25 protein-coding genes and 1 pseudogene are annotated in these 22,568 nt (G+C 68.2%); 14 read left to right on the forward strand and 12 right to left on the reverse strand.

Features of this window, described 5'->3' with window-relative positions; translation table 11 throughout:
* Nucleotides 1-8: 8 nt before the first annotated feature.
* Nucleotides 9-338, reverse strand: coding sequence for a DUF732 domain-containing protein (locus BN4348_RS44215; RefSeq protein WP_066913711.1), 330 nt, complete (start codon nucleotides 336-338; stop codon nucleotides 9-11).
* Nucleotides 339-596: 258 nt separating this feature from the next.
* Here BN4348_RS44215 and BN4348_RS44220 point away from each other — a divergent pair, with 258 nt between their 5' ends.
* Nucleotides 597-1,439, forward strand: coding sequence for a sulfurtransferase (locus BN4348_RS44220; RefSeq protein WP_066913714.1), 843 nt, complete (start codon nucleotides 597-599; stop codon nucleotides 1,437-1,439).
* Between the two features lie 18 nt (nucleotides 1,440-1,457).
* Here BN4348_RS44220 and BN4348_RS44225 read toward each other — a convergent pair whose 3' ends face one another.
* Nucleotides 1,458-2,360 (reverse strand): 5'-methylthioadenosine/S-adenosylhomocysteine nucleosidase family protein, encoded by a 903-nt coding sequence (locus BN4348_RS44225; RefSeq protein ID WP_084454227.1) that lies wholly within the window; start codon nucleotides 2,358-2,360, stop codon nucleotides 1,458-1,460.
* A gap of 97 nt (nucleotides 2,361-2,457) precedes the next feature.
* Here BN4348_RS44225 and BN4348_RS44230 point away from each other — a divergent pair, with 97 nt between their 5' ends.
* The 7 genes from BN4348_RS44230 to BN4348_RS44260 all read left to right on the forward strand — a co-directional run bounded on the left by BN4348_RS44230 (nucleotide 2,458) and on the right by BN4348_RS44260 (nucleotide 7,707).
* Entirely contained in the window at nucleotides 2,458-3,264 is an 807-nt protein-coding gene (locus BN4348_RS44230; protein ID WP_066913717.1) for an alpha/beta hydrolase, read from the forward strand.
* Nucleotides 3,261-4,043 carry an SDR family NAD(P)-dependent oxidoreductase gene (locus BN4348_RS44235; protein ID WP_066913720.1) on the forward strand — a complete coding sequence of 261 codons (783 nt, stop codon included), beginning with the start codon at nucleotides 3,261-3,263 and terminating at the stop codon, nucleotides 4,041-4,043. The genes BN4348_RS44230 and BN4348_RS44235 overlap by 4 nt, the downstream gene beginning before the upstream one ends.
* Nucleotides 4,040-4,900, forward strand: coding sequence for an LLM class F420-dependent oxidoreductase (locus BN4348_RS44240; protein ID WP_066913723.1), 861 nt, complete (start codon nucleotides 4,040-4,042; stop codon nucleotides 4,898-4,900). The genes BN4348_RS44235 and BN4348_RS44240 overlap by 4 nt, the downstream gene beginning before the upstream one ends.
* Nucleotides 4,901-4,910: 10 nt before the next feature.
* Entirely contained in the window at nucleotides 4,911-5,336 is a 426-nt protein-coding gene (locus tag BN4348_RS44245; RefSeq protein WP_066913726.1) for a hypothetical protein, read from the forward strand.
* Nucleotides 5,336-6,079 carry a hypothetical protein gene (locus BN4348_RS44250; protein ID WP_066913728.1) on the forward strand — a complete coding sequence of 248 codons (744 nt, stop codon included), beginning with the start codon at nucleotides 5,336-5,338 and terminating at the stop codon, nucleotides 6,077-6,079. The genes BN4348_RS44245 and BN4348_RS44250 overlap by 1 nt, the downstream gene beginning before the upstream one ends.
* A 31-nt stretch (nucleotides 6,080-6,110) precedes the next feature.
* Nucleotides 6,111-6,599, forward strand: coding sequence for a lipoprotein LpqH (locus tag BN4348_RS44255; protein ID WP_066913731.1), 489 nt, complete (start codon nucleotides 6,111-6,113; stop codon nucleotides 6,597-6,599).
* Nucleotides 6,600-6,717: 118 nt separating this feature from the next.
* A complete protein-coding gene (locus BN4348_RS44260; RefSeq protein ID WP_066913734.1) occupies nucleotides 6,718-7,707 on the forward strand; it encodes an alpha/beta fold hydrolase in 990 nt (329 codons plus the stop codon).
* Here the strand turns inward: BN4348_RS44260 and BN4348_RS44265 are convergent.
* Entirely contained in the window at nucleotides 7,702-8,346 is a 645-nt protein-coding gene (locus BN4348_RS44265; protein WP_066913777.1) for a TetR/AcrR family transcriptional regulator, read from the reverse strand. The two genes, BN4348_RS44260 and BN4348_RS44265, sit on opposite strands and share 6 nt — an antisense overlap.
* Nucleotides 8,347-8,445: 99 nt before the next feature.
* Here BN4348_RS44265 and BN4348_RS44270 point away from each other — a divergent pair, with 99 nt between their 5' ends.
* Nucleotides 8,446-9,027 (forward strand): peroxiredoxin-like family protein, encoded by a 582-nt coding sequence (locus BN4348_RS44270; RefSeq protein ID WP_066913737.1) that lies wholly within the window; start codon nucleotides 8,446-8,448, stop codon nucleotides 9,025-9,027.
* Here the strand turns inward: BN4348_RS44270 and BN4348_RS44275 are convergent.
* Together BN4348_RS44275 and BN4348_RS44280 are read right to left on the reverse strand one after the other, a co-directional pair.
* Complete coding sequence (locus tag BN4348_RS44275) at nucleotides 9,017-10,213, reverse strand: cytochrome P450 (RefSeq protein ID WP_066913741.1); 1,197 nt, start codon at nucleotides 10,211-10,213, stop codon at nucleotides 9,017-9,019. The genes BN4348_RS44270 and BN4348_RS44275 overlap by 11 nt on opposite strands.
* Before the next feature lie 8 nt (nucleotides 10,214-10,221).
* Nucleotides 10,222-10,860, reverse strand: coding sequence for a TetR/AcrR family transcriptional regulator (locus BN4348_RS44280; protein ID WP_235852743.1), 639 nt, complete (start codon nucleotides 10,858-10,860; stop codon nucleotides 10,222-10,224).
* Between the two features lie 25 nt (nucleotides 10,861-10,885).
* Here BN4348_RS44280 and BN4348_RS60465 point away from each other — a divergent pair, with 25 nt between their 5' ends.
* Together BN4348_RS60465 and BN4348_RS44285 are read left to right on the forward strand one after the other, a co-directional pair.
* The gene (locus BN4348_RS60465; RefSeq protein ID WP_167670451.1) at nucleotides 10,886-11,038 is read left to right on the forward strand and encodes a hypothetical protein; all 153 of its coding nucleotides are present in this window, start codon (nucleotides 10,886-10,888) and stop codon (nucleotides 11,036-11,038) included.
* Complete coding sequence (locus BN4348_RS44285; protein ID WP_066913744.1) at nucleotides 11,035-11,820, forward strand: spirocyclase AveC family protein; 786 nt, start codon at nucleotides 11,035-11,037, stop codon at nucleotides 11,818-11,820. The genes BN4348_RS60465 and BN4348_RS44285 overlap by 4 nt, the downstream gene beginning before the upstream one ends.
* A gap of 66 nt (nucleotides 11,821-11,886) precedes the next feature.
* Here the strand turns inward: BN4348_RS44285 and BN4348_RS44290 are convergent, their stop codons facing one another.
* From BN4348_RS44290 to BN4348_RS44305, 4 genes are all read right to left on the reverse strand, one after another.
* Complete coding sequence (locus tag BN4348_RS44290) at nucleotides 11,887-13,080, reverse strand: cytochrome P450 (protein WP_066913747.1); 1,194 nt, start codon at nucleotides 13,078-13,080, stop codon at nucleotides 11,887-11,889.
* Nucleotides 13,077-14,069 carry an LLM class flavin-dependent oxidoreductase gene (locus BN4348_RS44295; protein ID WP_066913750.1) on the reverse strand — a complete coding sequence of 331 codons (993 nt, stop codon included), beginning with the start codon at nucleotides 14,067-14,069 and terminating at the stop codon, nucleotides 13,077-13,079. Before BN4348_RS44295 ends, BN4348_RS44290 begins: the two co-directional genes overlap by 4 nt.
* A gap of 68 nt (nucleotides 14,070-14,137) precedes the next feature.
* The gene (locus tag BN4348_RS44300) at nucleotides 14,138-15,202 is read right to left on the reverse strand and encodes an NAD(P)H-dependent amine dehydrogenase family protein (protein WP_066913753.1); all 1,065 of its coding nucleotides are present in this window, start codon (nucleotides 15,200-15,202) and stop codon (nucleotides 14,138-14,140) included.
* Between the two features lie 11 nt (nucleotides 15,203-15,213).
* Nucleotides 15,214-16,197 (reverse strand): LLM class flavin-dependent oxidoreductase, encoded by a 984-nt coding sequence (locus BN4348_RS44305; RefSeq protein ID WP_066913756.1) that lies wholly within the window; start codon nucleotides 16,195-16,197, stop codon nucleotides 15,214-15,216.
* Between the two features lie 158 nt (nucleotides 16,198-16,355).
* Between BN4348_RS44305 and BN4348_RS44310 the strand changes: the two genes are divergently transcribed.
* Entirely contained in the window at nucleotides 16,356-17,450 is a 1,095-nt protein-coding gene (locus tag BN4348_RS44310; protein ID WP_066913759.1) for an NAD(P)H-dependent amine dehydrogenase family protein, read from the forward strand.
* Nucleotides 17,451-17,516: 66 nt separating this feature from the next.
* On the forward strand, nucleotides 17,517-18,659 hold the full coding sequence (locus tag BN4348_RS44315) for a MalY/PatB family protein (RefSeq protein WP_407937924.1): 1,143 nt from the start codon (nucleotides 17,517-17,519) through the stop codon (nucleotides 18,657-18,659).
* A gap of 31 nt (nucleotides 18,660-18,690) precedes the next feature.
* Here BN4348_RS44315 and BN4348_RS44320 read toward each other — a convergent pair whose 3' ends face one another.
* Complete coding sequence (locus BN4348_RS44320) at nucleotides 18,691-19,416, reverse strand: DUF2652 domain-containing protein (protein WP_066913765.1); 726 nt, start codon at nucleotides 19,414-19,416, stop codon at nucleotides 18,691-18,693.
* A 109-nt stretch (nucleotides 19,417-19,525) separates the two neighbouring features.
* Here BN4348_RS44320 and BN4348_RS44325 point away from each other — a divergent pair, with 109 nt between their 5' ends.
* Entirely contained in the window at nucleotides 19,526-20,431 is a 906-nt protein-coding gene (locus BN4348_RS44325) for a haloalkane dehalogenase (RefSeq protein WP_066913768.1), read from the forward strand.
* A gap of 401 nt (nucleotides 20,432-20,832) precedes the next feature.
* Here BN4348_RS44325 and BN4348_RS62845 read toward each other — a convergent pair whose 3' ends face one another.
* Nucleotides 20,833-21,930, reverse strand: a complete 1,098-nt coding sequence (locus BN4348_RS62845; RefSeq protein ID WP_084454229.1) for an inositol monophosphatase family protein — start codon at nucleotides 21,928-21,930, stop codon at nucleotides 20,833-20,835.
* Between the two features lie 16 nt (nucleotides 21,931-21,946).
* Nucleotides 21,947-22,568: pseudogene (locus BN4348_RS44340) on the reverse strand (VOC family protein); the annotation flags it as partial.

The raw sequence follows: 22,568 nt of genomic DNA on the forward strand, positions 1-22,568 counted from the left end.
GACGCTCGTTAGCCGCCGGCGGGCTTGTTGGGGCTGTGCTTGCCCGGGCAGTAGTCCGCGGTGGCAGCACCGATGAACGTCTCGGCCTGCGTCTGGGACAGCTTGTGCGATCCCGTCAGCTGGTCGATCTCGTCCTTCTGGGTGTAGCCAGCTTCGAGATCCTGGCACATCACGTGCGCCATGTTGACGGCTTGGGCCGGCGACCCGAGGTTGATGCCATGCCCCGCCAGGTAGTCGGCGAAGTCCTGGTCCGTCTGGTCGGCGTGCGCGACGGCCGCCGGCAGCGACATGACCGCGAGCAGAGCGCCAAAGGCGCACGCGGAGATTTTCCTCTTCATTTCCCCATCACTTTCAAAGCTTCGACGCCCAATGTAACGAATCGTCGCGCGCGAGCGGGTCGGTGGTCAATAGCCCGCCGGCGCTATCGGCGCTCGCAAGCCAAAGTTCAATCCGCCGTTCAGTTTTAGTTCTGAATGAGTTTAATTGCGGGCACACGCACCACCTCGTTTCCGAAGCAAGAGTTCACCTCGAATTCCGGTAGGGTTCACCTCGCGGGCCGCGGCTAGGCTGGCCTTAAACGGCAAGGAGGTGCGCCCGTGCAGGCGCGGGACGGGGTGCTGATCACGGCCGCGGAGCTGGCCCGCCTGATCGAGGCCGGCGACCCGCCGGCGATCCTGGACGTGCGTTGGCGGCTCGACGATCCCGACGGCCGGGCCGCCTACCTCGACGGTCACCTACCGGGCGCGGTGTACGTGTCGCTCGAGGACGAACTCAGCGACCACGGCGTCGCCGGCCGCGGCCGTCATCCACTGCCGTCCGGCCGCAACCTGGAGGCGGCCGCGCGCCGATGGGGAGTCCGGCAAGACGATCCGGTCGTGGTGTACGACGACTGGAATCGCGCCGGTTCGGCGCGAGCCTGGTGGGTGCTGACCGCCGCCGGCCTGCGGAACGTGCGCATTCTCGACGGCGGCCTGGCCGCCTGGCGCTCGGCCGGGCACAGCCTCGAGACCGGCCCGGTCAACCCCGCTCCCGGGAATGTGACTGTGCCACAGGACGATCTGTACGCCGGCGATCGGCCCACGCTGACGGCGGAGCAGACCGGCGATGTGACGCTGCTCGACGCCCGCGCACCCGAACGGTTTCGCGGCGACGTCGAACCCCTGGATCCTGTCGCCGGTCACATCCCCGGCGCCAAGAACCTTCCCAGCGGCGCCGTGCTGTCGGACGACGGAACGTTTATCGGAGAAGGCGCGCTCAGTCAGTTGTTCTCCGGCCGTGGCATCGATGGCCGCGTTGGTGTCTATTGCGGCTCGGGTGTCACCGCGGCCATCACGATCGCCGCGCTTGCGGCGGCGGGCCGACAAGCGGCGCTGTATCCCGGGTCGTGGTCGGAGTGGTGTTCGGATCCGGCCCGGCCCGTCGGTCGTGGGCCCGAATAGCCTGCGGAAGAAGTCAATTCAGGCGCCGGCCCGGCTCTGCAGGAAGGCCGCTGCCACCCGGGCGGCGTTCTGCGCCGCGAGCTGTTTGTAGAAGAAGAACTGGAACGGGAAGCCCGGTAGGTGCAGCGGGTCGCCGGCCCCGTCCGAAATCCCACGGATGCCGAGGAATCGGACCCGGTGCGCGTCGGCAACCGCCTGCACCGCCGCCGTCTCGTTGTCCGTCGCGTCGAAGGACGGGTCAGCAACCCACGCGATGTTCACGTTGGTCACGAGGGCTTTTCGCAGCCAGGGCCCGGCGGCCCGAAAGAAGTTGCCGGTGTGCAGAAGTGAGCGATCCGGCGCGCGGCGGGGCTGACAGCCGAAGACGCCGCCGCAGTTCGGGATGCACGGGAACGCCTGGCCGTTGTTGTTGTCGAAGCTGTAACCGTCGCCACCGACCACCAGCCGCGGCCGGCGCTTCAGATCGACCAGCTTGACGCGGGGAGCGTTGTGGCGCAGGTAATTAACGCTTCCCAGATCGGCGCCGAGTGCTTGCGCCGCGGCCAGCAGGCCGGCGTCGACCGGGTGAAATGTCGCGCCGCCGTCCAGGGTCCAGCGGGACGGCACGGCCACGTCCCCGATGTTGACGCGCGCACCGCCGCCGGCGACACCGGTGAACAGCACCGCCCCAATGGAGAGCGATGACTCGCTCGCGAAGCGCGCGAAAGCTGTTTGGGCGGTCTCGGTCGCGTTCACCATCCCGATGCCGGTCATCGCGACGATCACCTTCTTGCCGCCGACCGAGCCGAGGTAGAAGTGGCGACGATCGGCCCGCACCACCGGGTGGCGGTCCAACACGGTATGCGAGAGGAACGCATCGGCCTCGACCGGGAAGGCAGCCAGCACCAGAGTGCGCCGTTCCCCCGCTCCTTTGTCGGTCATAAATGTTTGATTTTGGCGCATCCGGCGCGGCCGAATAGCCAATGCCGTTCTTTTTGTTTAGCGATTTCGCGTCGTTATTCGCGCTAGTCTCAGCGGCGTGCTGGAAGTGATCGATAAGGGGCCCGTCAGCGATTCTCAGAAAACGCCGCTGCTCTTTGTCCACGGCGCCTGGCACGGCGCCTGGTGTTGGGACGAGCATTTCCTGGGCTTCTTCGCGGCGAGGGGCTATCGATCGGTCGCGGTGAGCCTGCGCGGCCACGGCAAGAGTCCCGCACCGCGCAGCATGCGGTTCTGTTCGATGGCCGACTTCGTCGACGACGTCGCTTCCGTTGCAGACGGCCTGCCCCGGCGGCCGGTGGTGATCGGGCATTCCATGGGCGGCTTCGTGGTGCAGAAGTACCTGGAGTCGCACGACGCACCGGCCGCCGCGCTGCTCGCCTCGGTGCCTCCCGGCGGGATCGCCCGGTTCTTCCTACACCGGTTCCAACGGCACCCGTGGCTGACCGCGCGCAGCCTGGCCATGGGCAAGTCATTGCCCAGCGTGGGCGGCTCGCCGGAATTGACCCGCGAGACTTTCTTGTGCGAGGCGGTTCCCCCCGCCGACGTGGCGCGCTACACCGCGCAGCTCAACGAGGAGTACGTGTCCAGGTTCGTGCTCGAGATGCTGGTGCTCAACCTGCCCAGGCCCCGCAAGGTCAGCACCCCGCTGTTGGTCCTGGGTGCCGAAGACGACATCGTCTTCACCCAGCGCGAAGTCCGCGCGACCGCGGCCGCATACCGCACCGACGCCGAGATCTTCCCGGCGATGGCCCACGACATGATGCTCGAGCCCGGGTGGGAGGCGGTGGCCGAGCGGATCCACGCGTGGCTCCAAACCCGCTGTCCCACAACGCTGCCGCGATGACGGGCCGTCTCGACGGCAAGGCCGCCATCATCACCGGCGCCAGCAGCGGGCTGGGGCCGGTGATGGGCGCGCTGTTCGTCGCGGAGGGCGCCCGCGTGCTGCTCGCCGCCCGGCGCGAAGAGCTGGTCCGCGACGCCGCCCACGCGGCCGGCCCGGGAGCCATCGCGATGCGTGCGGACGTGACCAACGAGGACGACGTCGCGGCCATGGTGGCCAAGGCGGTCGACGCGTTCGGCCACGTCGACATCCTGTGCAACAACGCCGCCGCGCCCGGACGGGACCGCTGGATCTGGGAGCAGACGCTGGACAACTGGAACGCCACCTTCGCCATCGACGTCACCGCGGCCATGCTGTGCACGCGTGAAGTGCTCAACCGGTCGATGCTGCAACGCCGTCGCGGGGTCATCCTCAACTTCTCCTCCACGGCCAGCTACTCGGGCATGGTCCGCAAGACCCACTACGTCGCCGCCAAGGCGTCGCTGCGGGCGTTCACCAAGGCCGTCGCGCTCGAAGTCGGGCCGTACGGCATTCGGTGCAACTGCATCGTGCCCGGCGCCATCGACACCGAGCTGTTTCGCAACTGGGTGCAACGCACCGCCGACGAGCAGGGCGTGGACTTCGCGACCCAGCGCGCCAGATCCCTCAAAGGCGCCGCACTGCAGGACATCTCCTCAGCCGAGGACGTCGCCAACCTGGCGCTGTTCCTGGCCAGCGACGAGAGCCGAACCATCACCGGGCAATCGATACCCGTGGACGCCGGCGGGTACATGCAGGGATGAGCGCTCGTCTGTCGATATCCACACCGGTGGTGACGATGCTGCCGCAGATCAGCGGCGAATGGGAGAAACAGGCTTCCATCGACGACCTGGCCCAGATCGCCGAAGCCGCAGACCGACTCGGCTACCACCACCTGACCTGCAGCGAGCACATCGCGCTGCCCGCCGCCGAGCAGCACCGCCGCGGAGCCCGCTACTGGGATCCGCTGGCCACCTTCGGCTATCTCGCGGCGCGCACGCGACGGATCCGGTTGGCCACCAACGTGCTGGTGCTCGGGTATCACCACCCGCTCGAGATCGCCAAGCGGTACGGCACACTCGACAAAGTCAGCAACGGCAGGCTCATCCTCGGGGTCGGCGTCGGCAGCCTCAAGGAGGAGTTCGACCTCCTCGGCGTGCCCTTCGACGACCGCGGGGCACGCGGCGACGACGCGCTGCGGGCGCTGCGCGCCTCGCTGTCGGTGCCCGAGCCCTCCTATGACGGCGAGTTCTATTCGTTCGGCGGCATGGTCGTCGATCCGTGCGCCGTCCAGCGGCGCGTTCCGCTCTGGGTCGGCGGCCGCACGCTGCGGTCGCTGCGCCGGGCCGCGACCCTGGCCGACGGCTGGGCCCCCTTCAACGTGAGCCTGGGGCGGGTCCGAGAGTGGCTGGGCCGCTTCGACCTTCAGCCCGGGTTCGAGGTCGTCCTGCCACCGCCCAGGCCCCTGGACCCGATCAATGAGCCGGGCCGCACCCGCGACACGCTCGCCGACATCGCCGCGCACGGCGCCACCATTGTCAGCGCGATTTTCACCCATACCTCGCTGCAGCATTACCTGGAGAATTTGCATGCGTTGGCCGAGTTGCATCAGTCCGCCTAGAGAGGCTCTCATGTCGAAAGCGATTCGAGCGCTGGCCATCATCGCGATGTGTTGTGCGGGCGTTGCGGTTGGCGCGACCGTTGCGCCCGTCACGGCCACCGGCGCGCCGGCGTGCGTCGGGTTATCGATTTGCCCGCCGCCACCGCCGGACGCCGAGGGCAACCCGGGGTGCTACTACGCCGACGGCTGGCGCGATGCGTCGGGCGGCGGGATCGAGGTGTGGTACTTCCATGAGCCGCAAAACATTTCGAAGGCCGACAAGGTCACGGCACTGGTGCGCGGCAAGGATGGCACCAACGCGTCTCAGGATGCCAACATCGATGCGGGCCAACAGGTGCACCGCTTCGAGTTTCCGGCCGTCGACAAGTCCGCCGTTCAAGAGGTCTTGCTCACCACGAGCGGTGGCCGCTGCTACGTCGCCGGGCCGGACGCGTGATGCGGGTCAAGGCAGGCTTTTTCAGCCTCACGGCGCCCGCCCCGCCCGACGATGACGGCAGTTACCTGCGCTGGCACCTGCTAGATCACATGCCCGAGCAGTACCAGCTGCCGGGCATCATCCACGGGTTGCGCTGGATCGCCGACGGCGACTACCTCGAGCGCCGGCTGGCGGCCGACGGGCCGTTGGGACAGGTCGGCAACGCGGTGCACTACCTGATCGGCGACCCCGTCGAGAAGACCTTCGACGACTTCGTCGCGCTCGGCCGCGCGCTGCGGGAAAACGGCCGCTTCCCCGTCACGCGCCCGTCGCTGCAAGTAGCCGGATTACGCCTGCTGCAATGGCACGCCGCGCCGCGCGCGCTCGTCTCCGCCGAGGTGGTGCCGTTTCGGCCGCACCGCGGGATCGTGCTGATCGTCGAGCAACCCGCTGCCGGCCGCCCGGACGAGTGGCTGCAATGGCTGCACGCCGAGCACTACCCGGCGCTGCTCGCCACGCCCGGCGCGGCCGGCGCCTGGACTTTCGGTTCGAGCACCGGTTGGAGCCACCTGCCCAGCGGATGGCGCACGGACCACCAATACGTCACCGTCGTTTACCTCGACGGCGACCCGCTCACCACCGCCGATGCGCTGGGCCCCCACATCGAAGAAAGGTGGCGGTCGGGGGCGGTTCGACCGGTATTCGCCGGACCGTTACGCACCATGGTCAGTTGGGAAGCGTGGCCGAGCGAGAGAGCCCTATAGTCCTTCGTGACGACCTAGCGAAAGAAGTGAGATGACCAATCGACGGCTCGTTCGCGCCGCCGCCGTGCTCGTCGTGCTGGCGACCGGCCTGCCGGCCTGCTCGAGCAAGGGGGGTCAGCCTTCTGCCACGAGTACCAGTGCGGTTCCGCCAACCACGACCGTCATGATGGGCGGCAACAAGCACACCATGACCGCCGGCGTCGAGTGCACCAACTCCGCGGCGGTGCCGCCGGCCGAGTCGGGGGATCTGACCACCCACATCAGCGTTCACGACGATTCGGCGTCGATAACGCTGTCCTTGTCGGACGAGAAGCCGCCCAGCGTCGACGGCTTCTCCATTTCGCTCAAGACCGGATCGGGACAGTATCAGCTGCCCTGGCAGGCGCCCCAGTCCGCGACCCAGGTGCAGGCGACGAAGGACGGCAAGAGTTACACGATCACCGGGACCGGTCAGGGGGCGTCGCCGAATCAGGGCGACGTCCACCAGGTGACATTCGGGATTCACGTCAGCTGCCCATAGGCCGGAACACGTTGCCGTCGTGAGTTTTCCCGGCTGCACTGGACGGACTTGACCCTTTTGCCCGCCTCACGGTGACAAGCGGTTGTCGAACCGCGATCCCCTCTGACATGCTGGCAGCTTGGACATCTTCGCGGAGTGGCAAAGCGGCGGGACGGAACTTCGGTGGCGGTCGACCACCGCCGCCAACGACGGGCAGGAAGTCAGTGTGTTCAGCCGCCGCTGCGGCACACCCGGGGCGCCGGCGCTGGTGCTGGTGCACGGCTTTCCGACGTCGAGCATCGACTATTTCGCCCTCACCCGCGAACTGGGCAACGACTTCGACATGTTCGTGCTGGACTTTCCCGGCTACGGAATGTCCGACAAGCCCCCGGCGCCGCATGCCTACTCGCTGTACGACGACGCGCGTCTGCTGGTTTATGCGATCACTCAGGTATGGCGACTGACCGAATTCCGCATGCTCACCCATGATCGCGGCAGCAGCGTCGGCATGATCGCGCTGGAGATGTTGGCGGCTCAGGACCCACCCAACCTGCCCGTTGACCTCATCCTCACGAACGCCAACATCTATCTCCCGCTGGCGAATCTCACCGCTTTCCAGACCGCCCTGCTCGACCCGGCGACCGGGCGCGACACCGCGGCGGCGATCACGCCGGAGTTGCTCGCGGCCGGCTTGGGCGTCAGCACCTTCATGCCCCGGCGGAAGCTGGACGACCCGGAGATCGCGGCGCTGGCAAAGTGCTTCGCCCACAACGACGGAATCCGCGTGCTGCCGGACACGATCCAGTACCTCAATGAGCGCGCGGCGGACGAAACCAGTTGGCTGGAGGCGCTTTCCAAGAGCCACGTCAACACCACGGTGGTATGGGGCCTGCACGACAACGTCTCCCCCGTGCGCGTCCCCAACTACATCTGGCAGACCTATCTGAAGACCAAGCAGGGCCGGAACCGCTACTGGCTGGTGCCCGGCGCGGATCATTACCTGCAATGCGACGCCCCCCGGCAGCTGGCCCAGATCGTTCGCCTCACGGCTCAGGGTGGGGAAATCCCGCTTCAGACGCTCGGCAATCAGCCCGACGGCGCCGTCCTGGTGGACGAGAGCGCCTCATAGCCCGCTGAGCAGTTGGCACTTCAACGTGCCGGCCAGCCAGGCGCGGTATTTCGCGTGGCTCCAACGGCGCATACCGACCAACGCATAGTGCAGGCCGGGGTCGTTGTAGACCCAGATGATGTCGCGGGCTTGCGCGACGGACAGGCCTGAGCGCAGTCCCCCCTTGTGGCTCAGCAGGGTCGCCACCTCCTTCGCCCCGGCCAGGCGCTGCGCACTGAGTTCGGTCCACAGTTCGCCGACTTCCGGGTCGACTCCGGCGGCCGACCGCACCACCTCGTAGATGGCGGACACCCGCCGTTGGGCGTCGCTGAGCAGGCCGGCGTATCCCGTGACGATCTCGGTGGGGTCGGCCATCGCGAATAGCTTGCGCGCATCGGGGCGTTCATGGAACGGGACCTGCTCGTCGTCGCCGACGATGGCCCGGTCGCACGCGGTTTTCAGCAGCCAGGGCTTGCCGCCGCCGGCGGCGAACACGGTGGACCGCCCGACTCCCGCCGCCTCGGCGATCGCATCGATCGACGTGCCCCCGTAACCGCGTTCCACGAACAACCGCGTGGCGGCGTCAAGCACCAGCCGGCGCGTGGCGGCGGCCTGCTCGGCACGCAACGGGGACCGATACGGGCTGCGGGAGGAATTCATCGGACCCACAGTATGCCGCACCGGGTGGACCGGGAATTAATCCGATCTCGTCAACATTGATCGTACTGTCAGTACGACGAATATCGAGAGGAAGCCGCCATGCCCGATACCACCGCCGCCCGCCTCAGCGTCGGAGATCGTTTTCCACAACTGGAACTGACCGGAATCCTCGACGAACCCATCGCGATCCCCGATCCCGCGGGCGCGTTGACCCATCTGCAATTTCGGCGGTTCGCCGGCTGCCCGATCTGCAACCTCCATCTGCGCTCCATCACCGCGCGGCTCGACGAGATCGCCGCCGCCGGCATCCGGGAGGTGGTCGTATTCCATTCCACCCCGGCCGAACTGCGCAAGTACGAGAAAGACCTCGCCTTCCCGGTGGTCGGCGACCCCGACCGGAAGCTCTACCGCCGCTTCGGCGTCGAGGCGTCGGCCAAGGCGATACTCAACCCCGGCGCGTGGCGGGCGCTGCCCAGGGGGTGGTGGCACGCCCTCCGGACCGCGATCAGCAAGCGCCGAGCGCCGATGCCGGCCAACCCGACCAACGGCAACCTCGGCCTGCCTGCCGACGTGCTGATCGACGCCGACGGGCGCGTGGTCGCGGTGAAATACGGCACGCACGCCTACGACCAGTGGTCGGTCGACGACCTGCTCGCCATGGCGCCGCGAGTCAACCGGTGACGACGGGCAGGCGCGCCCACCCGCGCACGCTTGCGGTGTGCGCCCGTTCGGCGTTGGCGTAGTCGACTTCCCATTCGGGCCAGCGCTTGAGGACCTCTTCCATCGCCACCCGGGCCTCCATCCGCGCCAGCGCCGAGCCGAGGCAGAAGTGCAGGCCCTGCCCGAAGCTGAGGTGGCCGCCCTCGCGGTGGATGTCGAAACGGTCGGGGTCGGCGAATCGGCGTTCGTCCCGATTGGCGGAACCGTTGAGCAGCAACATGAACGACCCCTCCGGGACGACGCGGCCATAGTGCTCGGCGTCGCGGGCGACGTAGCGGGCCTGCACCGGCGACGGCGGCTCGTAGCGCAGCGTCTCCTCGACCGCGCCGGGAATCAGCGACGGATCGGCGACGAGCTCGCGGCGCTGATCCGGATGGTCCGACAGCAGCTGTCCCATGAAACCGATGAGCCGGGCCGTGGTTTCGTTGCCGGCGCCGGCGATCATGGCGGTGTAGGCCAGCACCTCGGTGCGCGACAGGGGGCGCCGGGTGCCGTCGGGCTCGTCGATCTCGGCGCGCAAGAGATCCGTCATCAGGTCATCGGACGGATGGCCGGCGCGCCACTCGATGTACTCGGCGAACATCGCGATGGTGTCCGCGAACAGGTTGGGGTTGACCTCACCGGGCTTGCGCCCCTCGGCCATGTCGATGAAGGCCCCGTTGCGATCCCGGATGCTGGCCTGGTCCTCCTCGGGAATGCCCAACAGGTAGCCGATGGTCCGCATCGGCATCATCGCCCCGAGGTCCGCGATGAAGTCGAACCCGCCGGCACCGATCAACGGGTCGAGTTCGCGGACGCAGAATCCGCGCACCATGGATTCGACGGCCAGCATGCGCCGGGGCGTGAACACGCGGGACAGCAGGCGGCGGTGCAGGTCGTGCAGCGGCGGATCCTCGAACAGCAGAATGCCCGGCGGCACTTCGATGTTGTTGAACAAGATGTCGGCGGTGGTCCCCCGACCGGATCGGTAGGTCTGCCAGTTCGGCAGTTCGCGTGCCACGTCCTCGTATCGACTCAGCGCGTAGAAGTTGAACTTCTCGTTGTAGTACAGCGGCGCCTCTTCGCGCATGCGCTTCCACACCGGGTACGGGTCGTCGTCGATCTCGACGTCGTATGGGTCGTAGTACAGCTCGGCTGAACGTAACATTTTGCCCCTCAATCGTTTCGGTGCAGGAAGCCATGCAGGATCGCCTGGACGAGCTCCTCCACGATCACCTCCCGCGACGGCTGCTTGGTCCCGAAGTAGGTGGAACGCAACGCGGCCATGCCGGCGATCATCGCCACGGTGGAGTGCGCCGGCAGGTCCGGATGATCCGACCGCAACCCGCGGAGGTGCATGCCCTCGGCGCTGATCCGGCCGAGCACCGTCAACGCCCGCCTGACGTCGGCGATGCCGGCGTCGGCCATCTCCTCCTCGGTCAGAGCCTCGGAGGCCATCAGCGTCAAGAGCAGCCCCTGGTGTTCGACGAACACGTCGTAGAGCTGCCCGACGAAATGACCGGCGAGCTCCTCCTCCTTGGTCTCCTCGGGGATGACCGACTGCCACGTCTGGCCGAATTCGTCGACGAAGCTGGTGAACGGCAGGACGAGGGCCTCGCGGAACAGCGCCGCCTTCGAGCCGAAGTGGCGGAACAGCAGGTGCTCGGTAACGCCTGCGGCCTGGGCGATTTCGCGTGTGGTGGTGCTGCGGTAGTCCTGGCGCGAGAAGAGATCCCGCGCGGCCTCGAGCAGCAGTTTGCGCGGTGCGCCGCGCGGCCGGCGCGTGGCCGCGGTAACTGCGGGTCGCTGGGGCACGACTTTTAAGATAGCATGCACTATCTTGACGATCGAACCCGTTACCGGAAGGGGCGCGGACGTGGGCGCAGTCATCATGCTCGGCACGCTGTTCGGGCTGATCGTTTTGATCTTCGGCCTGGTGCTGCGCTTTGACCCCGAAGCACGCCGCTCCCCCGCACACGAAGGCGATCGATGAGCGCCGGGATGACGCCGTTGATGCAGGCGGCCAGCGGCTTCGCCCTCGTCGGTGGCATCACCTTCACCGCGATCGGCGTCTACCTGAGTATCCGCCGGCGCCGGATACACCCACTGCTGCTGCTCTGCATCTCGGCGATCTCGTTCTCGTGGATCGAGGCGCCCTACGACTGGGCGATGTACGCCCAGTTCCCACCCACCATTCCGCGAATGCCGTCATGGTGGCCGCTGAACGTGACGTGGGGTGGATTGCCCTCGTTCGTGCCCATCGGCTACATCTCCTACTTCGTGTTTCCGGCCGTAACCGGCGCGGCGCTGGGGAAATGGGTCAGCGCGAAATTCCAATGGCGCAGGCCGATAACGCTGCTGATCGTCGGCCTCGTCGTCGGCTTCTGCTGGGCGCTCCTGTTCAACGGGTTCCTGGGAGCCAAGCTCGGCGTGTTCTATTACGGCCTGGTGATCCCCGGGCTGGCGATCCGTGAGGGAACCATTCACCAATACCCGCTCTACGACTCGCTCGCGATGGGCATACAGATGATGGTCTTCACCTACCTGCTGGGCCGCACCGATTCGCAGGGACGCAACGTCATCGAGATGTGGGCCGATAGCAGGTCGTCGAGCCGGCTGCAGTCGTCGGTCCTGTCCATCGTCGCCGTCGTCGTGATCGGAAACCTGCTCTATGGGGCGGTTTTCGCGCCGCATCTGGCGACGAAGCTGGGCGACTGGGTGACCGCGGGGCCGACGGCCCAGTTGTTCCCCGGCGTACCCAACCAACCCAAGTAGCCCGCCGAACGTCGAGTTGTTGCGCAAATTTGGCCCACTTCACCACAACTCGACGCTGGGCGCAGATTAAATGAAGACGGGCAGCTTCGACCAGCCCCGCACGCTGGAGGTATGCGCCTTGGTCGCGTTGGCGTAGTCGACTTCCCACTCCGGCCAGCGCTTGATGACCTCCTCCAGCGCCACCCGCGCCTGCATGCGCGCCAGCGCCGAGCCCATGCAGAAGTGCAGCCCGTGACCGAAACTCAGATGAGTGGCGCCGCGACGGATGTCGAATTGTTCGGCGTCGGGAAACCGGCGTTCGTCGCGGTTGGCGGATCCGTTGATCAGCAACATGATCGAGCCCTCGGGCACCGTCGTGCCGTGCAGTTCGACGTCGCGGGCGACGTGGCGCGCCTGCACCGGCGAGGGCGCTTCGTAGCGCAAGACCTCCTCGATCGCCAGGGGTATCAGCGACGGGTCGGCCACGAGCTGCCGGCGCTGTCCGGGGTGCTCGGCCAGCAGCTGGCCGATGAAACCGATGAGGCGCGTGGTCGTTTCGTTGCCCGCGCCGGCGATCATGCTGGTGTACAGCAGCACCTCGGACCGGGTGAGCCGCCGGGTTCCGTCGGCGTCCTCGACCTCGGCGTTAATCAACTGCGTCATCAGGTCATCGGAGGGGTGGTCCACCCGCCAATCGATATAGTTCGCGAACATCTCGTGGCTGTGCTCCAGGAAGTCCTGTGGAACCGCCCGGAACGTGCCCTTTTTCAGGGTGAGCTGGCTGCCGCCCTTGTCGCGGATGGCTTCCTGATCGGTTTCGGGGATGCCCAGCAGGTAACCGATCGTGCGCATCGGGACCATCGCGCCCAGGTTCTCGACGAAGTCGAACCTGCCCGAGCCCACCAGCGGGTCGAGCGCGCGCTCGCAGAACGCCCGGGTGAGCGGCTCGATCGCCTCCATCCGGCGCGGCGTGAAAACCTTTGAGAGCACATGGCGATGGACGTCGTGAATCGGCGGGTCCTCGAAGAGGATGACGCCGGGCGGCAGCTCGATGCCGCTCATGATGATGTCCATGGTGGTCCCGCGACCCGACAGGAAGACGTCGAAGTTCATCAGCTCGCGGGAGACGTCGTCGTAGCGGCTCAGCGCGTAAAAGTCGTACCTGTCGTTGCGGTACAGCGGGGCCTCGTCGCGCAGCCTCTTCCAGATCGGGTACGGATCGTCGTCGATGTCGAAATCGAACGGGTCGTAATAAACCTCGGCGGTGCTGGCCCCGGTCATAGCGCCGTCTTTCTCTCCGACAGAGCCTCCGGCAGCACGACGTCGCCCACGCGCTTGAGATACGGCCACGCGACCTCCGGCGGCAGCCCGCCACACAGCGGCGACAGGTTGAGTATCTGGCCGGCGCGCACCCGCGAAATCGCTTCCGGCACCGAGATAATCACGTGCGACGCCGACGCGGCGCGCAGCTCCTCGACGGTGCTCACATGCGAGAAGCCGGCCGTCGTCTCGTCCCCGGGATTCCACGCGGCATAGGTTCGCACGTCATGCAACAGATGCTCGCCAAGCTCCTCCCACGCCCGGTCCACGTCGTCGGCGACGAACACGACTGACGGGGTGTCGCGGCTGGGAAACATCGTCGGGCCCGGCGCATGACCGTGCTCGCGGCAGGCCTCCTCGTAGGCCTCCCGCATGCCGGGTACGTTGGCGTTGCCCAGCATGCCCAGGCCATACCTGCCGGCCCGGCGCGCCGCCGCCACGCTGCCCCCGCCCCACATCAGCCCGGGGCCGCCGGCGGTCTCCGGGCGCGGCGTCACCATGATCCGTCGCCCGTCCCGGCTGACCGTTTCGTCGGAGAGCAGCGAGCGCAGCAGCTCGAGCTTCTCGTCGGCGAGCCTCCCGCGCCCCTTCAGCGCCACGCCGAAGTGCTCGAACTCCTCGGGCCGGTACCCCAGGGCCAGGATGTAGGACGCCCGCCCGTTGCTGATGATGTCGAGGACCGCCATGTCCTCGGCGAGGCGCACGGGGTCGTAGAACGGCAGGATCAGGATCAGGCTCAGCGCCAGCCGCTCGGTTCGCGCGGCTACGGACGACGCCAACAAGAGGGGCGACGGCAGATAGCCGTCCTCGGACCCGTGGTGCTCGCAGAACACCGCGGCCAGGCCGCCATGATCCTCGGCCCACGCACACATTTCGGGCACGGCGGCGTACAGCGCCACTTTCGGCGCTCCCCACGAAGGGGCGCGCATGTCGAAGCGCAGCGTGAACACACCCAGCTCCTAGCCAACCTAATATTTGTCCACGTACGCTACGGTGCCGCCGAGAGCCGCGTCAACGTCTAGGCAAACACGCGCCGCGGCAATGTCGTCGGGATATCCAGCGAGCTGAGCAGCCCGGGCGGCGCGTCGACCACATACGGGATCGCGTTGACCACCCGCATGGCCGTCGCCACCATGGCGGCGCGCCCGGCGCCGTGGCCCTCGGCCGCCCCGAGCGTCATCGCGCAGTGAATGTCCGGATCGCCTTCGATGTCGACGCGATAGGTCGCGTCGCAGTCCGACCTCGGCCAGCCGGGCGCGACGTCGCGGGCCATCCGGATGACGTGCTCGATCACGATCGCCTCCCGGCCGTTGACCACCCCCGCGGCCCGGGTGCGCACCGCGCCGCAGGTGCCCGCCTTGATGGTGCCGAACGCCACCGCGATGTCGCGATCGGTCAGCTGCCGGTCGAGGGAACCGTTGATGCGCTCGACCTCGACCCCCAGCCCACCTGCAATCAGGTATATCGGTGCCTTCCAAGCCATTTCGATGAACCCGGGCGTTTTGAGCATGGGTTCGAAATCCAGCGGACGGCCGAAGCCCATCCCGTCCATCATCACGTCGGCCACCGGGTAATGGTCGTTGAGCGCGACCTCGCTGGCCGTGATGGTGCGGATGTTCTTCGACTGCGTCGTCATGAGCAGCGCCAGCTGATCGGAGGCGAAACCGGGAAAGATGCCCGAGGCGTAGAACGAGACGCCCCCCGACGTGGCCGCCGCCTCGAGCTGGTCACGCCAGTCCGGGGCGAAGTACGACGGCGGGTACACCAGGCTCGTCGACGATGTCGACACGACGTTGATGCCCGCCCCCAGCAGCCGCAGGTAATCCGGCACCGCGGCTCCGTCGCGGTCGGGGCCGCTCGCGGCGTACACCACGGCGTCGGGAGCCAGGGCGATCAGCGCGTCGGCATCGTGGGTGGCCGTCACCCCCAGCGGCTCGATGCCGGCCAGCTCGCCGGCGTCCTTGCCGACCTTGTCGGGCGAATGCACCCAGACGCCAACGAGTTCCAGGTCCGGCCGGCGGCGGATGGCGTCGATCGCGATCGACCCGACCCCGCCGGTGGACCACACCACGACTCGTCTCACGCGCGCTCTCCTTACTCGCCGGCCCGGGCGGCCGCGGCCGCGGCGCGTTCGAGGTAGGACCACGCCACCTCGGGTGGCACGCCGCCGCACAGCGGGTGCAGCGGGAGGGGCCGCCCGCCGCGCACGTACTCGGCCGCCTCGTCGGGCGTGAAGATTCGGTAGGGGCCGTTTTCCGCGCGAAGCGCGGCGACGCTGTCGGCCCGGGTGATGCTGGCCACCGAACTCTTCAGCTCGTCTTCTCGCCGGTACGACGCCGCCGTCACCGCGTCGTGCAACAGGTACGGCCCCAGCGTGTCCCACGCCTCGTCGACGTCGTCAGCGACGAAAACCGCAGTGGGAGCGCCCCGGACGGGAAACTGGATCATTCCGGGCTGGTGGCCGTGGGCGCGGCACTGCTCTTCGTAGAACTCCTTGAGTCCCGGCAGGTCGGTCTGGGAGACAAACCCGAGGCCCAGCGCGCCCGCGCGCCGGGCCGCGGCCCTGCTGCCGCCGGCGATCAGCATCATCGGCCCGGTCGGCGACGCGCACGGCGGCGTGACCAAGACCGTGCGCCCCCGGTAGTCGACGGGCTCGCCACGCACCAGCGGGCCCAGCACCGCCAGGATCTCGTCGGCCACCCGGCCGCGGGTGGCCATGTCGATGCCGAAGTGCTCGTATTCCTCGCTTCGATGCCCGACCCCGAACGCGTAGGACACCCGGCCCCGGCTGATCAGGTCGAGCACGCTGATCTCCTCGGCAAGCCGGACGGGGTCCCACAGCGGAATCGGCACCGCGGCAAGCAGGATCGCCAACGTGCGCGTCCGGGCCGCGATCGCCGCGGCCAACGTGAGCGGCGCGGGCAGATGGCCGTCGTCGGCCCCGTGATGCTCGGAGAGAACCGCCAACATAGCGCCGCGGGTCTCCGACCACGCGCACATGTCGATCGCCCCGGCGTAGAGGTCGGCGGCTGACGCCGCCCAGCCGGGGGCACGCATGTCGAACCTAAGCGTGAACACTGGCCACACCATAACCTAAGATTTGTTCGTTAAGATAGTGCCTGCTTTCTTAAACCCTTGACCGCGCTGACTCGCGGCTGTTAGCTTGCGACGTAAGAGCAACGGCCGCCTCGGCTTTCATCATGTCCGCGACGCGCACGCACCTGAGGAGAAACAAGATGACGGCTCATCGGGTGGTGGTGTGGGCGACCGGCGGCATCGGGTCGATCGCGATTCGCGCGATTCAGCGGCGCCCCAACCTGGATCTGGTCGGCGTGTGGGTGCACTCGCCGGACAAGGATGGCCGGGACGCCGGCGAACTCGCCAACGGCGAGCCGATCGGACTGGCCGCCACCACCGACGCGGACGCGCTGATAGCGCTCGAGCCCGACTGCGTGATCTACGCGGCCAGCGGTCCCGAGCGCGACGCGCTGGCCATCCCGGACTATGTCAGGCTGCTCGAGGCCGGGATCAACGTCGTCACGACCAGCACCACCCGGCTGGTCAATCCGCATGCCTACGAGCCCGCGGAATGGCGCGAACAGTTGGCCGCCGCGGCCAAGCGCGGCCAGGTGTCGCTGTACGCGTCGGGGATCGAACCGGGCTTCGCCGCCGACTACCTGCCGCTGGTCCTGTCCACCCAGTCGTCGTCGATCGAGAAAATCCACGCGTTCGAGATCGGCCTGTACGACGATTACGGCGTCCCCGACATCATGAGCGACGCGCTGGGTTTCGGCCGGCCGCTGGACTACCAGCCCTGGATCGGCTACCCGGGTGCGATCGCCGGCGAATGGCAGGGCCAGATCCGGTTGGTCGCGGACGCGCTCGGCGTCGAAGTCCAGGAAGTCCGCGAGTTCTTCGACCGTGCGGCCACCAACCGGACGCTGGAGGTCGCGATGGGCACCGTGGAGGCCGGCACGTGCGGCGCGCTGCGCATGCGGGCGATCGGCGTGGTCGACGGCCGCGAGGCCATCGTCATCGAGCACGTCACCCGGCTCGCGCACGACGTCGCCCCGGACTGGCCGACCGGGATCGGCGATCTGTCCTACCGCGTCACGATCTCCGGTGACCCCGACATCGACTGCACCCTGGCGGCCACGCTGAAGGACCCCCGCAGCGCCGGGGTCGCGGGCATGACCTCCGGCGCGGGCGCGATGGTCGCCACCGCGATGCGCGTCGTCAACGCGGTGCCGTATGTCGTTGCCGCGGAACCGGGGCTGCTGAGTTCGGTCGACCTGCCGCTGACGATTCCAAAGCACGCGTTCGCCACCTAGTCTGCCGGGGTGAGCTTTAACCCACTCGAGGAACTCACGCTGCCCCAACTGCGGCTGCGCACCAGCATGAAGTGGCGCGCGCACCCCGACGACGTGTTGCCGCTGTGGGTCGCGGAGATGGACGTCCAGCTGGCGCCGACGGTGGCCGACGCGCTGCGCCGGGCCATCGATATCGGCGACACCGGATACCCTTGCGGCACCGCGCTTGCCGAGGCCGTCGCCGAATTCGCCTCGCGCCGTTGGCAATGGCATGACCTGGAGGTGAGCCGCACCGCGATCGTTCCCGACGTCATGCTCGGCGTCGTCGAAACGCTGCGACTGGTCACCGACCGCGGTGACGCCGTCGTGGTCAACCCGCCGGTCTACGCCCCGTTCTACGCGTTCGTCGCGCACGACGGCCGCCGGGTGGTCGAGGCGCCGCTGGACGCCGACGGCCGAATCGACTTGGCCTCCTTGGCGGACGCGTTCGCGCGCGCCGGCGCTTCGGGCCGCAAGGTTGCCTACTTGTTGTGCAACCCGCACAACCCGACCGGCTCGGTGCACACCGCCGAGGAGCTGCGCGGGGTCGCCGAGCTTGCCCGGCGCTTCGGTGTCCGGGTGGTGTCCGACGAGATCCACGCGCCGGTGATCCTGTCGGGAGCGCGCTTCGTCCCGTACCTGACCGTGCCGGGCGCGGAGGACGCCCTGGCCGTGACGTCGGCCTCCAAGGCGTGGAACCTGTCCGGCCTGAAGGCCGCGTTGGCCATCGCCGGTCCCGAGGCCGCCGCGGACCTGCGCCGCATGCCGGAGGAGGTCAGCCACGGCCCCAGCCACTTCGGGATCATCGCCCACGCGGAAGCGTTCCGCAGCGGCGGCGATTGGCTCGACGCGCTGCTGACCGGCCTGGACGCCAACCGGACGTTGCTGGGTGAGCTGCTCGCCGAACACCTTCCCGGGGTGAAATATCAATGGCCGCAGGGCACTTACCTCGCCTGGCTCGATTGCCGTGAGCTCGGTTTTACCGAACAGGCCGCCGACGGGCTGGCGGTGGTCGCCGACCTGGCCGGGCCGGCGCGCTGGTTCCTCGACCACGCCCGGGTCGCGCTCAGCTCCGGCCACGTCTTCGGAACCGGCGGAGCCGGGCACGTGCGGCTGAACTTCGCCACCTCGAAAGCCATTCTCGGCGAGGCCCTGTCGCGAATGGGCCGCGCACTCGACCGGGATCGGTAGCTCAACTACGCAGTGAGGCTTCGCTTTTCGGCTACGCGGGAATGTCCTCGGCGCGGTCGAGGTTGCGAAATCCTTCCGCGGGCTTCTTGATGCCGAGCAGGAACGGCAGCGAGATCAACTCGAACTTCACCGTCTTGGAGAACCGGCCGAACCCGCTGCGCCGCGGCGGTGCCGCCGGCACCTCCGACGTGGCAAGGTCGATGTAGTGCGTCGACGTGTCCCCGATTCCTTCGAAGTGGTGCACCAGCGGCTTGCACAGCCCGCGCATCGGGTCGTCGAGGCAAGCGGCAACCGGATCGGTCATCAGCACGTATTCGGCCACTGGCACGGAGTTTTTCAGCATCCGGTGCACCAGGATGACGTCGACCCCGGCGAGTTCGACGTGGCGCTTCACCTTTTGCTCCGCGACCTCGCCCTGGTGGACGACGAACTTCAGCGACAGGTTGTCGAGCTGCCCGCAGCTCGCGCACTCGCAGGCGATGTCCGCCTTGAACCGTTCCCGCTGCGCGATGAACGCGTCGCGCATCCGTGACAGCCGCTCGCACACGAGCACTTTGGCGTTGCCGTCCGGCGCCCAGAAGAAGGCCGCGTCACCCTCCAGTTTGGCGAGCTTTAGGCCCTTGCCGGCGTTGATCACGGCTTCCAACAAACCGGCGACCGTTAGCTGAGCGTGCGCCAGGTGGGTCCGGTTCCAACTCATGTAATGCGTGTAGCCGCCGATGTCGGCGATGAGCAGGACGGCGCGCCGGATGGCCATGATGTGCGCAGTTTAGTGGTTGCCGGTCACCGCCTCAATCAATCTGCCACTGGACGAAATCGCCGCACCGCGAGAGGCTTGCAGGGGTCCCACCCCGGAGGAGCCGAGTATGCGAGTGCTGCGAACCCCAGACTCCCGATTCGAAAACCTGGAGGGCTATCCGTTCGTAGCGAATTACCTCGACGTGGCGGCGAGCGACACCCCGCCGCTGCGCATGCACTTCCTCGATGAGGGGCCGGCCGATGGCCCGCCCATCGTGCTGCTGCACGGCGAGCCCACGTGGAGCTACCTGTACCGCACGATGATTCCGCCGCTGGCCGACGCCGGGAACCGCGTGCTGGCGCCCGACCTGATCGGCTTCGGCCGCTCCGACAAGCCGAGCCAACCCGAGGACTACACCTACCAGCGGCATGTCGAATGGGTGACCGCCTGGTTCGAGCGCCTCAACCTCAAGGACGTCACGCTGTTCGTGCAGGACTGGGGTTCGCTCATCGGCCTGCGCATCGCCGCCGAGCAGGGCGAGCGGATCGCGCGGCTGGTGGTGGCGAACGGTTTCCTGCCCACCGCGGAGCGACCCACGCCGCCGGCCTTCTACGTGTGGCGGGCCTTCGCGCGCTACTCCCCGGTGCTTCCCGCCGGTCGCATCGTCGCCGTCGGGACGGTCCGCCACGTGCCCTCCAAGGTCCGGGCCGGCTACGACGCCCCCTTTCCGGACAAGACGTACCAGGCCGGGGCCCGCGCGTTCCCCCAGCTGGTGCCGACGTCGCCGTATGACCCCGCGATCCCGGCCAACAGGGCGGCCTGGAAGGCCCTGAGCCGCTGGGAAAAGCCCTGCCTGGCCATCTTCGGCTCCCGCGACCCGATCCTCGGGCGCGCGGACCGCCCCCTGATCAAGCACGTCCCCGGCGCGGCGGGCCAGCCGCACGCGCGGATCAATGCCAGCCACTTCATCCAGGAAGACGCGGGACCGGAACTGGCCGACCGCATCGTGTCCTGGCAGCAGGCCCTGCGCTGAGTGCCCTTACCGGGTGCTGATCAGCCGCGAGACGCCGCGCATCGCGGCCCGGCTGGCCGCGTGGCGCACCCGATCGAGCGCGGTACCGGCCTCGGGCGGCGGCGCNTCACCGGATCGCGCTGAAGGCGTCGTCCCCTGGTCGTCGCCGCCGTGGGTGCAACGATCAGCGCATGGACATGGTAACGATGGGCCTGGTGGGCACGGTCGTGGGTGCGTCGGCCATGGGCACCGCGGGCGTCGCGAGGTCCGGCGCCGATAACTTGCTCCCCGGGATGGTGGGAAACAACGACAAGCATCAGATGAACATGCACCCGCACGGGCGGCGCTGTGACGCGGTCCGACGCTGGCGGAGCGGCCTGACGGATGCGCGGGACGCCTGCCGGCAGACCCGATCGGCGGCACTACTCGACGTTGGGCACCGAAGTCACGGCGAGAACCGCTGCGGCAAGCTCGGGACGGCACACCACCACGTCGGGCAGTTTGGGGTCGAGTTGGTTGTAGGCCAGCGCCGACCCGTCGATGCGCGACGTGTGCAGGCCGGCGGCCCGGGCCACCGCGACGGGGGCGGCCGAGTCCCATTCGAACTGGCCGCCGGCGTGCACGTACACGTCGGACAAGCCCTGCACGATCGACGCCACTTTGGCTCCGGCGGAACCCATTTCCACCAGGACGCCACCCAACGCATCGCGCACGGATAGCGCGATTGCGGGCGGCCGGGTACGGGAAACGACGATGCGCGGCTGGTCGGGCGCGGCGGGCGGCGCATCGACGTGCGGGGTCGCCAGCGTGATGCCCTGGGCGGGCAGCGCCACCGCACCNGGGCTGCGTCCGGTGTCGCCCATGATGGCGACCGCCATGCGGTGCGAGGCGTAGGGCACGAACCCGCCGGCGTGGCTCAGGATGAACTTGATGTGGGGATACCTGCGGCGGATGCCGTTGCGGACGAGCAGGTAGGCCGCGCGGGTGGTGTCGAGCAGGAAGTCGGCCGCGAACGGCGGCGCGCCGTCGACCGCGGGACCCGGCAGGTCTCCGGGATGGATGAGCACCACCGCGGACCGCACGTCCAGCGCGGCGAACAGCTCCTCCTGGCCCGCCTGACCCAGGTAGGTTCCGGCGTTGTTGGCAAGCAGCACAACGCCGTCCGCGCCCAGGTGATCGGGCGACCTGGCGACCTCGTCGACCGACTCGCGCAGGTGCGGCAAGGGGACGGTCGCGAAGAAGCCGAACCGGTCGGGTCTGGCCCGGACGAGTTCGGCGAGGTAATCGTTGACGTCGCGCGCGAGCGGGGCGGCATCGGCGGCGCTCGGCAAGAACGCGGTGCCGGGCGTCGACACGGACAGGATCGCGGTGGCGACGTTCAGTTCGCCCATGGTGTGCAGCGATCCCTCGGGGTTCCACCGCGGCAACTCGCGTCCGCCCGCCTCGTCGATCCCGGCCTTGCGCAACAGGTCTCGATAGAACGACGGGATGGCGTGGTGGTGTGTGTCGATCCGCAACATCGCTGCTCCCTGTCGGTCAATGGTCCGGGCTACCCGCGCCCGCCAGCACGGGCACCACGTCCTCGCTGCGTAACAGCGAGGCGGCGCCGGTCCTGAACTGGCCGAGTTTCTCCATGATCGCCTGTCCCTCTGGAGTGTGGCCCCAGGTGCTGATCCCCTGGTGGGTGGTGGGCGCCCAGGTGGCCTCGTCCACGACGATCGGATTCCAGCCCACTTCCCATTCGAACCCCGAGGGGGCGACGGCGTAGAAGGACAGCTCTTTGTCGTTGGTGTGCTGGCCCACGCCGAGCGCCATCCGGAACCCGAGCTGATTGACGCGCCGGTAGGCGGCCGTCATGTCGTCGAGCTCGGCGACCTGGACGTTGACGTGCTGCACCCGGGTGCGCATCGGGTTGAGCCTTAGCCGGTTGACCGCCGCGATCGCCACGGTGTGGTGGCGCTCTTGAACTTCAGGCCGCCGATCGTCTCGTCGATGTAGTCGGACAGCCGCGCGTCCAACACCGCGGCGTAGTAGCTGTGCAGCTGATCGGGCTTCGTGGTGGTGACGGCCACGTGACCCAAACCCGCTGCGCCGGTGACGAACCCGCCGCCCACCGCGAGGCGCGGCGGCGCCGCGGCGGGTCGGGCGGCGTCTACTC

The organism is Mycobacterium interjectum (assembly GCF_900078675.2).
GTDB classification, from domain to species: domain Bacteria; phylum Actinomycetota; class Actinomycetes; order Mycobacteriales; family Mycobacteriaceae; genus Mycobacterium; species Mycobacterium interjectum.